Here is an 11,913-nt window from a genome sequence, read left to right on the forward strand (position 1 = left end):
TTAAAAAGCTAATTAAAGCGTTTACATTTATCTGGATATGAGGTAAGTTAAGAAGTGATTGTTTCATTTTCTTTACAAAATGATGACAAGGAAAGACGGTTATAGAGTATAACGAAAATTTATCTCAGTAAAGTTTTAAAGCTAAAAAGGGATAAAGTGGAAGGGGGGGAGCTGAATATCAATTTCGTAGAAAAAAACTTTCGCTTTTAAAAAAATCGTAGTGATTTTAAAAAAAATTAATGATTTAATAGTGTAAATTATAAGAAAAATCGATCAGTCAGAAAATTTAACAAAGATTTTATTATTTTAATATTGAAAAATTGTGTCGATTATTTTACAATATCTTTATTCGTTCTTTGAGAAAAAAACACATTCGCAAAATATTTGTAATAATTCGCAAAATTTTTATGAATGTTTTTTATTTTTTGCAAGGAATATTAGTGAGTTCATAATTTAAGTATTAATTTTATTAGCCATTCTAAAATATAGCAGGCTAATAGATAGTTAGAAATGAGTGAATGCTATGACAAAAATTGATTCACTGGACACATCGATTCTTAAATTGCTTCAAGAGAATGGCAAGAGATCCTATACGGAGATGGCCAAGATGCTTGAGGTAAGCGAAGGGACGATTCGGACAAGAGTCAATCGAATGTTAAATGATAAGATTTTTGAGTTTATTATCCATATGGATCCGAATAAAATAGGGCTTCAAGTCCAAGCAATTATTGGAATTGCAACGAAGCTTGGTTATCAAGAACAGGTTGCCAATCGTTTGAATCAATGTAAAGAAGTTCGGTTTGTTGGTGTTTTTTCCGGAAGGCATGATCTAATTTTACAAGCATATTTCAAAAACAATGAGGCACTCGTCGATTTTGTTAATGAAGAACTTGCACAATTAGAAGGTATAGACACAGTTGATGTCAGCATTGAACTTAAGCAATATAAAGATTCTTTCTCTTATATTGCGAATGGAGAAGAACACCATGAATATGTTGAAGAAAATAGTTAATGGAGTGAGAAAATGACGAATCAACTACTCAAAATTCAGAATTTACAAACTTCCTTCCGGATAAAAGATGATTATCATGCGGCTGTTGATGGGGTTACTTTGGAAGTGAATAAAAATGAGATCGTCGCAATTGTAGGGGAATCTGGCTGTGGAAAAAGTGCTCTTGCGTTCTCGATTATGGGATTCCATGATCCGAAACGCTCAAAAATTGAAGGGCATATTTATTACAAAGAGCATGATTTAGCAAATATTTCTACGGCAAAATTAAATAAATTACGTGGTTCTGAAATGGGGATGATTTTCCAAGATCCACTAACGGCTTTAAATCCTTTAATGGTTGTCGGGGCTCAAATAGAAGAAACGTTGATCTTACATACTAAAATGAATAAGGAACAACGAAAAGCTAGAGTCTTAGAATTGCTTGATTCTGTTGGAATTCCAAACCCACAACGGACGTTTAATCAATACCCACATGAACTGTCTGGGGGAATGCGTCAGCGTGTTGTTATTGCGATTGCGATTGCCAATAAACCGGCGTTCCTTGTCGCGGATGAACCAACAACAGCATTAGATGTGACTATTCAGGCACAGATTCTTGATTTAATGAAGGAATTAAAAGAAAAGATGGACGCAGGGGTTATTTTAATTACCCATGATTTGGGAGTCGTAGCTGAAATGGCTGACCGTGTCGCGGTTATGTATGCGGGACAAATTGTTGAATTAGCACCGGTTGAAGAATTGTTCGCTAATCCAAAGCATCCTTATACACGTTCTTTATTACAATCCGTTCCATCCACCGATAAAAAGGATGAACGACTTCATGTCATTCAAGGGATCGTTCCACCACTACCAAGCTTGCCACGTGTAGGCTGCCGTTTTAAAGCAAGAATTCCTTGGATTCCAGAAGAAGCTCATGAGGAAAATCCAGAATTGCATGAAATCAAACCGGGCCACTTTGTCCGTTGCACTTGTTATAAGACTTTCCACTTCCAAGACGAACAGAAAGGGGATATGAACAATGGAGTTTCTTAAAGTTGAAGATTTGAATGTTCACTTTCCTGTCCGTGGGGGGATTTTAAAAAGAGTGGTTGACCATGTGAAGGCGGTTAACGGTGTCTCGCTTCGGTTAGAAAAAGGACAAACATACGGTTTAGTTGGTGAGTCTGGTTCAGGTAAAACAACGACTGGACGTGCGATTATTGGCTTAAACGAAATCACGTCAGGAGATGTTTTTTTTGAAGGGGATAATTTAGCCCGGAAAAAGCGCTCGGGTGCAGACCGACGTGAGATTCAAATGATTTTCCAAGATCCGTATTCTTCATTAAATCCAAAGAAACGTATCCTTGATATTATTGCCGAGCCACTTCGAAACTATGAAAAGCTTTCAAAAGAACAACTTCGAGCAAGGGTGGAAGAATTAGTTGAACAAGTGGGCTTAAGTAAAGAGAGCATTTTTAAATATCCACATGAATTTTCTGGTGGTCAAAGACAAAGAATTGGGATCGCTCGTGCGATTGCTCTTAATCCGAAATTAATTATTGCAGATGAGCCTGTTTCAGCCTTAGACGTTTCGGTCCAAGCTCAAGTTTTGAACTTTATGAAGGATATTCAAAAAGAACTGAATTTGACCTATCTATTAATTAGTCATGATTTGGGAATTATTCGTCATATGTGTGACAGAATTGGCATTATGTATAAGGGGCGACTTGTTGAGGAAGGTTCAGCTGAGGATATTTACACAAACCCTCAGCATATCTATACGAAACGACTCATCTCAGCGATTCCGGACATTGATCCAAAAAATCGGGAAAAACAAGCAATCTTTCGTGAAGAAGTTAAATTGGAGTTTAAAAATTCGAAAGATTATTATTTCGATAAAGACGGTTTGGCTTTTGATTTAAGGCAAATCTCCGACACTCATTTTGTTGCATTGCCAAAGGAGGGACAATAAAACATGTGGACTTTTACAATTAGACGAATTTTAATTATGATTCCACAGCTTTTCGTTTTAAGTGTTGTCATTTTCTTCTTGGCTAAGATGATGCCTGGAGATGCTTTAACAGGTTTGATTGACCCTAATATCGGACCAGAAGCAATAGAGAGACAACGTGAACGCTTAGGATTAAATAATCCTTGGTATGTTCAGTACTTTGATTGGATAACAAAAGCTTTGCAAGGGGATTTAGGACAATCATTCCGCTTTAAATTACCCGTTACTGAATTAATTGAACAACGTATGTGGAACTCAGTTTGGTTATCCGTAGTCACATTAATTTTTACGTATTTGATTGCGATTCCTTTAGGGGTTATTAGTGGTCGTTATAATGATACGATTGCAGACCGTACGATTACGACTTACACATACATAGGGTTTGCTGCACCATTATTCATTTTTGCCCTAGTCATGTTATTTATATTTGGTTTTAAACTTCAATGGTTCCCAACAGGGGGCAGTGTGGCACCGGGATTGACACCGGGAACCTTTGACTATTTTTTAAGTAAGTTGTATCACTTGATGTTACCTGCTTTATCAATGGCTCTAATTACAACTGTATCAACGGTTCAGTATTTACGGAGTGAAATCATTGATATTAAGCATAAAGAATTTATTCTTACTGCCCGTTCAAAAGGGGCGTCTGAATCGCGTGTTTATAACCGCCATATTTTCCGAAACTCTTTACTACCAATTGCCGCATTTTTTGGCTATGAGATTACGTTCTTAATTGGTGGATCGGTCTTTATTGAAAACATATTTAGTTATCCTGGTATGGGTGAGCTCTTTATTTCATCTATTACACAAAGGGATACGAGTGTTGTTGCAGCACTTGTGCTATTGTTTGGAATTGCCTCCATTCTTGGTGCGTTAATTTCAGACATCATACTAAGTATTATTGACCCAAGAATTCGGATTAAATAACGTGGAGGTGAAAAGACATGGCTGATTTAAGACAAATAGACAATCAACAACCTTTAAGAAGTCCATCGGGCTTAAGTGTTATCTGGCGAGAGATCGTTCGCGACAAAATGGCTCTGTTCTCTCTTATATTAATGATAGTAATTTGTGCTGTTGTATATGGACTCTCTTTATTTTTAGATTTAAAAACGATTGTTACCGTGGACCCATTTGCGATTCATCAACCGCCATCGTCTGATTTTTGGTTAGGAACGGATTATGGTGGGCGTGATGTGTTCGGTCAATTAATTATTGGAACACGAAACTCTTTAACAATTGGGATACTTGTAACGTTACTTAGTGGTTTCATCGGAATAACGATGGGTGCTGTTTCTGGTTATTTCGGGGGCATGATTGATAATGTATTAATGCGTATTTTAGATTTCTTTATGATTTTACCAACATTGATGATCATTATCGTGTTCGTTGTAATCGTTCCTAAATATTCTGTTTGGAGCTTTGCTGTCATTATGTCGATCTTCTTATGGATGGGGATCGCGAGGCTTATCCGTTCCAAAGCACTGCAGGAAAAAGAGCTTGATTATGTCAATGCTTCAAAGACACTTGGCAGCTCACATTTTAAAATCATTTTTACACAAGTCCTGCCAAATATTAGTTCGTTAATCATCGTTACGATGACTTTAAATTTGGCAGCTAATATTGGAATTGAATCTGGCTTATCCTTTTTAGGGTTTGGTTTTCCAGAAAGTACGCCGAGTTTAGGTACTTTAATCAGTTATGCAAGGAACCCGCAAACGTTAGAGTTTCGCTGGTGGATTTGGTTACCCGCATCGTTATTGATTTTAATAATGATGTTGAGTATAAATAACGTCGGTCAAGCGTTAAAACGTGCGACAGACGCGAAACAAAGAAGAGGATAAAAAAGGGAGGAATAAGAATGAATAACAAGTTACGTTTGTTATTACTAGTGTTACTAGCAAGCTTTGTCGTCTTTATGGCTGCTTGTAGTAATGACGGTGCATCAGGGGATCCTGAAGAAACACCTTCAGATGATCCAGAAACGGAAGAGACTCCGGAAGAAGATGAAGAAACAGATGGTCTTTACTCTATCGAAGATTTCGATCATATTAAAGACGATGGAACAACAATTGATGGTGGAGAATTAGTATTTGGTTTATCATCTGATACTCCATTTGAAGGTACATTAAACTGGAACTTCTATTCTGGTAACCCAGATGCACAAGTTCTTCAGTGGTTTGATGAGCCGTTATTAACTTGGGATGAAAACTATGTTTACACTCAAGACGGTGCAGCAACATATGAAATTGATGAAGAAGACAATCGTATTTGGACTTTAACAATTCGTGATAATGTGAACTGGCACGATGGTACTCCTGTAACAGCAGAAGACTGGGCTTTTGCTCATTATGTAATCGCTGATCCAGACTATGATGGTGTTCGTTTTGACTCTTCACTTCGTAACATTGAAGGTATCGTTGACTACCATAATGGTGAGGCTGACGAAATTTCTGGTATCGAAATAATTGATGAGAAAACTTTACGTATTACGTATGTTCAAGCAACACCTTCTTTAATTACTGGTGGAGTTTGGACTTACCCATTAGCTAAACATATTTATGGTGATATTCCAGTTGAAGAGATGTCTTCACATGCAGCAACTCGTCAAAATCCAATCGGGTTTGGTCCATATAAAGTTGACTCAATCGTTCCTGGTGAGTCTGTATCGTACTCTAAGTATGAAGACTACTGGAGAGGTGAGCCTGCTCTGGATAAAGTAACATTACGTGTTATTAATCCTTCCGTTGTTGTTGAAGAATTAAGAAATGGCGGAGTAGACATGGTAAGTTCATTCCCACAAGCACAGTTTGCTGATGTTGTAGATGAATTATCAAACATCACTTGGTTAGGAAATATTGATCGTGCCTACACGTATATTGGTTTTAAATTAGGTCATTGGGATGAAGAAAATAGAGTAAATGTATATGATCCAGAAAACGCTAAAATGGGTAACAAAAATTTACGTCAAGCAATGTGGCATGCGGTTGATAATGACACAGTTGGAGAGCGTTTCTATCATGGTTTAAGATGGGCTGGTACGACGTTAATTCCACCATCGCACCCAGAATTCCATGATGCAACAAACCCAGGTCGTGCTTATGACCCTGAGAGAGCGAATGAGCTTCTTGATGAGGCTGGTTATGTGGATGTTGATGGAGATGGATTCCGTGAAGATCCAGATGGCAATGAGTTAGTAATTAACTTCGCTTCTATGAGTGGAGATGAAATTGCTGAGCCATTAGCAAACTACTACATTCAAGCTTGGGCAAATGTAGGATTAAATGTACAACTTTTAGATGGACGTTTACATGAGTTCAACTCATTCTACGATCGTGTAGAAGCTGATGATCCAGATATCGACATTTACCAAGGAGCTTGGGTTGTTGGAATTGACGTTGACCCAAGTGGTTTATATGGAGCGGAAGCATCATATAACTACACTCGTTATGTAAGTGATGAAAACAATCAGTTAATGACTGATGGTCTTTCTGAAGCAGCATTTGATGTCGATTACCGTGTTGATGTTTACAATCAATGGCAAGAATATATGGTTGAAAATGTTCCTGCATTCCCAACTCTTTACCGTGCAGCTTTAGTACCGGTTAACAACCGTGTAACTGGCTATGCAGTTGGTGATGGTACTGGATACTTCAGATACCAAGTTGGTGTAACGGAAGAAGTTGCTGAATCAGCTGAGTAATCTTAGCTACTAAGTATTTCTGCCGTTAGATTAAAAGGAAAAGTCACTGAGAGCTCTAGGCTCTGAGTGGCTTTTTTGAGGCTGTAAAATATTTAATTTCAATTACTGATGGAAGAGGAGACATCGCACACATATTCTCAAAACTATAGAATTAAATAGCCCTCCATAACAAAAGCCTCATTCAAACGTCTGTTACGTTTGAATGAGGTATTACTAAAATAAGCTCACTTATATAATAGAAGAAACTAGTTTAATGCTCGGTTAAATAGATTTATCGTTTTCCGACAGAAGACTCCTTCCTCCATCGTGTGAAGGGCAAAGCCCAACGATAGGTGGGAGATGAATGTCGGTTGGTGGTAGCCAAAACGCTCCTTTCTATGATAAAATAAGAACAAACGTTCTATGAGTGAAGGAGGGAGAGCCGTGCTAGTCAAGAAAGCCTATAAGTTCCGTATCTATCCAAGCAAAGAACAGGAAACCCTGATTGCCAAAACCATCGGCTGTTCTCGTTTTGTATTCAATCGCTTTTTAGGGCAATGGAACGATACCTACCAAGAAACAGGTAAAGGATTAACGTATTCTTCTTGTTCATCCCAATTAACCCAACTAAAAAAGGAATTCGTATGGCTAAAAGAAGTGGATAGCATTGCCCTTCAATCCTCCCTGAAAAACCTTGCTGATTCCTATACTCGATTCTTCAAGAAACAAAATAAAGCACCTCGCTTCAAGTCTAAAAAGAATCAGGTACAATCCTACACCACGAAAGAAACAAACCATAACATTGCCATTGTAAACAGCAAAATTAAATTGCCGAAACTGGGTCTTGTTCGCTTGGCCAAAAGTCGTGAGGTTGAAGGGCGTATTCTGAACGCTACAGTCAGACGAAATCCAAGCGGAAAGTTCTTTGTATCCATTCTAGTCGAAACAGACGTACAGCCCTTGAAGAAAACGGATTCATCTATCGGTATAGATTTAGGCATCACGGACTTTGCGGTTTTTTCGGATGGTCACAAGATGGACAATCATACATTCACAGCCAAAATGGAAAAGAAATTAAGACGTGAACAGCGAAAACTTTCAAGGCGTGCGTTACAGGCCAAAAATAAGGGTATTCATCTATTTGATGCCCAAAACTATCAGAAGCAAAAACGCAAAGTGGCCAGGTTGCACGAAAGAGTCAGGAACCAACGTGACGATTTTCTGAACAAGTTAAGTACAGACATCATCAAAAACCACGATATGATCTGTTTAGAGGACTTGAACACCAAAGGAATGTTACGTAATCATAAATTAGCCAAATCCATCTCGGATGTATCCTGGTCTGCCTTTGTATCGAAATTAGAATACAAAGCGAAATGGTACGGGAAAACCATCGTGAAAATAAGCAGGTGGTTTCCATCTAGTCAAATCTGTTCCGAATGTGGACATCAAGAGGGCAAGAAATCTCTTGAAATAAGGGACTGGACGTGTTCTATTTGCCATAAACATCACGATCGAGATATCAATGCCAGCCAAAATATTCTAGCCGAAGGGGTAAGAACCTTCCACATGGCTTAAACAACAGACAGAACCGTAGGAATCGACGGGGATAGCTTGGTCCATAAGAGAAACCTCTGTTGGCAAAGAAATGCGCTGGCAAGTACGCTCTGTTCCCAAGAATCTCCCACTTCAATCAGACCGCAAGGTCGATAAGTGGCGAGTAGTTCAAAAGTTGTTAGGAGTGGATGAGTGATTCTAAATAAACTGGTTCTCCCAATTTAATCTCGATCTGACCATTGGTTAGCTCTTCCATCCATTTTGTAAATGGTTCGAGATCAGAGTTTTTGACATACACTTGAACTGTGACATCTTCTAAATAGGAGATTTCCTTTAGTTCGTATGTTGATTGTCTTAATTCATTTTCGACTTTGCCTAACCAGTGATAATCCATGGAGCAATAAGCGACTTGCATGAGACTTCGTTTGACAACACCGACTTCATTTAAACCTTCACTCACAGAACTACCGTAAGCCCGGATGAGTCCACCGGCACCTAATTTAATTCCTCCAAAGTATCTAGTGACGACAACGACGGTATCTTTTAGTTGTCGTTTTTTTAGAACTTCTAGCATGGGAACTCCGGCTGTTCCACTCGGTTCGCCATCATCATTTGCTTTTTGAATCAAATCATTTTCACCAATTAAATACGCCGAACAGTTATGAGTTGCGTTCCAATGTTTCTTTTTAATTTTTTCAATAAATGCTTGTGCTTCTTCATCACTTGTCACTCTTTCGAAATGGGAAATAAATCGTGATTTTTGGATCACTAGTTCATGTTCACCATAACCTTTGACTGTTTTGTATTCTTCTAACATTAAAAAACCACCTGCTTTTTTCATAGTTTTACAAGAATCCGAAATCAAGATGTAACAAATGTTTGTTAGGATAGGCTTGTCGGAAACATGTTTACAGATTAAAGCGTTAGAACATTTTTGCTTCAATTGTTAGGGAGAAATAATTGATTCAGAAACATTTGTTAAATAGAAATGAAAAAAGGGTTAGAACTATGTCCCTAATAGTATACCAAACCAGATGATTGGTACAATTTGTAGGCATTCAAATTACTTGGATATAAATAAAGTGTGTTAATATGCCGACATTTCGATTTTGACTGATTTTAAAATTGAAAGTAATCAACATATTAGCATATTTATATCGAATTATGTTTGAATCTAGATAGGATTTTCTTATTTTTTGTTGTAATATAAGGATAGCGGAAAGTCTTAAATGAGGCAATTGGTTACACTTCTAAGGGCATTCATCCGTGACCTTTGACTGGTTTTCGTATAGAAAAGTGGGTGAAAAGGCTTGAGTGGACAAACAGTACTTGAAGATATTATAGAAAAGACGATACATACTGTAGGGCAAAGTCGTGAGCAAATTTTTGAAATTAGCGAGAAGTCGAGGCAAGAGTATGTATCCTTACAAAAGGAACTATTAGAAATTCGGCTGAAGGTAACACGTGTCATTGAAAATACGGACAAAACAGAACTATATGCAAAATATGCTCGTAATCGTTTAGCCGAAGTTAGTAAAAATTTTGAAGAGTACAGTACAAAGGAAGTACAAGCGGTTTATGAACAGGCGAACAATTATCAAGTAGAATTAGCTGTTTTAAGGCACGAGGAACTTCAATTAAGAGAACGACGAGATACGATTGAACGTCGTATTGTCGATCTTGGAGATACCGTAGAAAGAGCAGAACAATTGGCTGGACAAATGTCAGTGGTTTTTAATTTCTTAGCGCAGGATTTAAAAAATGTAGGTGAGGTCATTCAGAGTGCGAAGGAAAAACAAGCATTCGGATTGAAAATCATTGAAGCACAGGAAGCGGAAAGAAAGAGACTTTCACGGGAAATACACGATGGACCAGCTCAAATGATGGCGAATGTTATGCTCCGTTCAGAGTTGATTGAACGTATTCATAAAGAAGAGGGAATTGATGAGGCTTTAAAGGAGATTCGCTCTTTAAAAGAAATGGTTCGTTCTTCTTTGGCAGAAGTAAGAAGGATTATTTATGACCTGCGACCAATGGCTCTCGATGATTTAGGTTTAATGCCAACATTATCGAAGTATCTGAAGAATTTCGAGGAACATCATCAAGTCATTGTATCCTTTGCCGCACTGGGGAAAGAACAAAGGCTGCCACAAGAGTTTGAGGTTGCCATGTTCCGTTTGGTGCAGGAAGGTGTGCAAAATGCTTGCAAACATGCCGAGCCGACACAAATTCAAGTGAAAATAGAATTCCAAAAAACGAAGGTAATTTTAGTCATTAAGGATAATGGCAAAGGTTTTGATCCTTCAACGGTTAAAGAAGGCTCTTTTGGACTCATGGGAATGAAGGAAAGGGTTAATATGCTAAAAGGGGATTTAAATATTCAATCGCATCTTAACGTGGGGACAACTTTACTTATCCAAATTCCTTTGATGACAGATGAAAGTTAATTGAAGTTGCATTCTAGTATCAAGAAAAAGACTACAGTTATCGCATTATATAAAAAAGTGAATTCAGCAACGAAGACATTTAATTAAAATTAACAGCTACACGGAGAGGTGACTGAATATGACTGAAACCGAAAAAAGAAACATTCGTATCGTATTAATCGACGACCACCAATTATTTCGAGAAGGTGTCAAACGTATCTTAGCAATGGAAAATGATTTTGAAATAGTTGCTGATGGTGAAGATGGCTCTCAAGCAATTGATCTTGTCGAAAAGTATCAACCAGACGTCATTTTAATGGATATTAATATGCCGAATGTAAACGGAGTCGAAGCGACAAAATCATTAATCGAACGCTACCCAAATATTAAAGTCTTAATTTTATCGATTCATGACGATGAGTCTTATGTCACTCATGTATTAAAAACAGGTGCTGCTGGTTATTTATTAAAGGAAATGGACGCGGATGCATTAATTGAGGCAGTCAAAGTAGTCGCTTCAGGTGGTGCATATATTCACCCGAAAGTGACGCACAACTTAATTAAGGAATACCGTCGTTTAGCAACAGAAGACGATGAGCATGAAGAGTCAATCGGCTACCGTGAAGTCGAATACCGTAAGCCATTGCACATCTTAACACGTCGTGAGTGTGAGGTTCTGCAATTAATGACAGACGGCCAAAGCAACCGTGCCATCGGCGAAACGTTATTCATTAGCGAAAAAACCGTCAAAAACCACGTAAGTAACATTCTTCAAAAAATGAGCGTAAACGACCGTACCCAAGCCGTTGTTGAAGCCATTAAGAGTGGATATGTAGTTGTTAGATAAATGATGTGAATGTATGATTGGGGAATGGAACCCTCCACCAGCTGAGATGCTGTTGGAGGTTTTTTTGTGGTTTTGATGGGATTAGGGTGCGGTGTGAAAAACTTGTGATAGGTAATGAAAATCCGTGCTGGGGCGGATTACGGTGCGAATAGTGCGGAATAGGTAATGAAAAAGCCATGCAGTCAAAATTAAAGTGCGAAAAACTTGTGATAGGAAATGAAAATCCGTGCTGGGGCGGATTACGGTGCGAAAAATCAGGAATAGGTAATGAAAAAGCCATGCAGTCAAAATTAGGGTGTGAATAATGAGGGATAAGTAATGAAAAATCCCTTGCTGGGGGCGGATTACGGGTGCGAAAAAATCAGGAATAGGTAATGAAAAAAGCCCATGCAGTCAAAA

Annotated in this window: 10 protein-coding genes; 9 read left to right on the forward strand and 1 reads right to left on the reverse strand. The window is 38.1% G+C overall.

The annotated features are described in order from the left end of the window. Positions 1 to 523: 523 nt before the first annotated feature. From BALCAV_RS14615 to tnpB, 7 genes are all read left to right on the forward strand, one after another. A complete protein-coding gene (locus BALCAV_RS14615; RefSeq protein ID WP_003321305.1) occupies positions 524 to 1,012 on the forward strand; it encodes an Lrp/AsnC family transcriptional regulator in 489 nt (162 codons plus the stop codon). A gap of 12 nt (positions 1,013 to 1,024) precedes the next feature. After that, complete coding sequence (locus BALCAV_RS14620) at positions 1,025 to 2,044, forward strand: ABC transporter ATP-binding protein (RefSeq protein WP_003321304.1); 1,020 nt, start codon at positions 1,025 to 1,027, stop codon at positions 2,042 to 2,044. Further along, entirely contained in the window at positions 2,031 to 2,963 is a 933-nt protein-coding gene (locus BALCAV_RS14625) for an ABC transporter ATP-binding protein (RefSeq protein WP_003321303.1), read from the forward strand. The genes BALCAV_RS14620 and BALCAV_RS14625 overlap by 14 nt, the downstream gene beginning before the upstream one ends. 3 nt (positions 2,964 to 2,966) lie before the next feature. After that, the gene (gene opp4B / locus BALCAV_RS14630) at positions 2,967 to 3,929 is read left to right on the forward strand and encodes an oligopeptide ABC transporter permease (protein WP_003321301.1); all 963 of its coding nucleotides are present in this window, start codon (positions 2,967 to 2,969) and stop codon (positions 3,927 to 3,929) included. Positions 3,930 to 3,946: 17 nt separating this feature from the next. After that, complete coding sequence (locus tag BALCAV_RS14635; RefSeq protein ID WP_040324063.1) at positions 3,947 to 4,846, forward strand: ABC transporter permease; 900 nt, start codon at positions 3,947 to 3,949, stop codon at positions 4,844 to 4,846. Between the two features lie 17 nt (positions 4,847 to 4,863). Further along, entirely contained in the window at positions 4,864 to 6,705 is a 1,842-nt protein-coding gene (opp4A, locus tag BALCAV_RS14640; RefSeq protein WP_003321299.1) for an oligopeptide ABC transporter substrate-binding protein, read from the forward strand. 423 nt (positions 6,706 to 7,128) lie between these two features. After that, positions 7,129 to 8,262 carry an IS200/IS605 family element RNA-guided endonuclease TnpB gene (gene tnpB / locus BALCAV_RS14645; protein WP_040324064.1) on the forward strand — a complete coding sequence of 378 codons (1,134 nt, stop codon included), beginning with the start codon at positions 7,129 to 7,131 and terminating at the stop codon, positions 8,260 to 8,262. A 157-nt stretch (positions 8,263 to 8,419) separates the two neighbouring features. Here the strand turns inward: tnpB and BALCAV_RS14650 are convergent, their stop codons facing one another. Next, a complete protein-coding gene (locus BALCAV_RS14650; RefSeq protein ID WP_003323085.1) occupies positions 8,420 to 9,058 on the reverse strand; it encodes a YigZ family protein in 639 nt (212 codons plus the stop codon). A gap of 493 nt (positions 9,059 to 9,551) precedes the next feature. Between BALCAV_RS14650 and BALCAV_RS14655 the strand changes: the two genes are divergently transcribed. Together BALCAV_RS14655 and BALCAV_RS14660 are read left to right on the forward strand one after the other, a co-directional pair. Further along, entirely contained in the window at positions 9,552 to 10,688 is a 1,137-nt protein-coding gene (locus BALCAV_RS14655; RefSeq protein WP_003323084.1) for a sensor histidine kinase, read from the forward strand. A gap of 118 nt (positions 10,689 to 10,806) precedes the next feature. Further along, positions 10,807 to 11,514: a response regulator gene (locus BALCAV_RS14660; RefSeq protein WP_003323083.1), complete on the forward strand. Its 708-nt coding sequence runs from the start codon at positions 10,807 to 10,809 to the stop codon at positions 11,512 to 11,514. Positions 11,515 to 11,913 lie beyond the last annotated feature (399 nt).

It is taken from the genome of Alkalihalobacillus alcalophilus ATCC 27647 = CGMCC 1.3604, assembly GCF_000292245.2.
Classification (GTDB): domain Bacteria; phylum Bacillota; class Bacilli; order Bacillales; family Bacillaceae_D; genus Alkalihalobacillus; species Alkalihalobacillus alcalophilus.